The sequence below is a fragment of the Oleiphilus sp. HI0079 genome (genome assembly GCF_001635105.1).
The window spans coordinates 1-881 of record NZ_LWFT01001010.1 but is presented as its reverse complement, the minus strand read 5'-3'; the positions used below and the strand labels follow the sequence as shown (position 1 = coordinate 881).

Genomic DNA, 881 nt, shown 5'->3' with positions numbered 1-881 from the left:
GGTACTGGGTGGGCTGGCTTTCAATTGACCAATGATCTTAATTATCTTGCAACCGATGGTTTTAATACGAGTGGCTTTGAGCGTGTTGATGGTCAGTTTAGTGCGACTCGTAAATGGGATGGATGGCGCTATAAAGGGGCCGTTGATTATGCGCTGTCGCCAACAGGACGTTTGGCCGGATTATCATTTGGTGCCTCGCATAAGTTTGGGGGTGACATGAGCTACACCGGCAGTATTGCGCATAGGTTCGAAGGTAAAGATATTTTGAGTAGTGATCACACCTTGAGTAAAAGCTTTGGAGAGTTCTCTGTATCTGGAACAACAGGGTTTAATAGTCGCGGGTTGCAGTATGTTGGTGTGACGTTGACGAGCTCTCTGAACTACAACGACAAAGATCAAAACTATGCGTTTGCTGAAGGTAGTGCTCTAAATAGCGCCACCTTGAATGCGAGAGTGTTTATAGACGAAAACAGTAATGGGCTGTATGACGAGGGCGAAGAAGGGGTATCTGACATCCGCTTTAAGGGTAAGAGTCGCTGGCGCAAATATCAAACGGACGAAAACGGCCAGATAGTTGTTGGTGGGCTTGAAAATCTTGTAATGGAAAAATTTGAAGTAGACGAAAAGACAATTGAAGACCCCTTTATAAAACCTGCTGCGGCTCCGGTTTTCGTCTACACGCATGCCGGAGCATATGTCTCTGCGGATATCCCGCTGGCGATGACGTTTGAGCTAGAGGGCTCTGCGTACGTTGAGCGTGAAGATGGTTTGAGTCCATTAAATAAAGTTCGGGTAGTGCTTGAGGATGAGGGCGGTAATACCGTTGATATTGTTCGTGTCGAGTACGACGGTGTTTACTTGTTCACCGGACTGGTTCCCGG

General features: G+C 47.1%; 1 protein-coding gene. It reads left to right on the top strand.

The window, feature by feature from the left end; translation table 11 throughout:
- Positions 1-881: hypothetical protein (locus tag A3750_RS26365; protein WP_197475144.1), on the top strand; the 881-nt coding region annotated here is incomplete at both ends.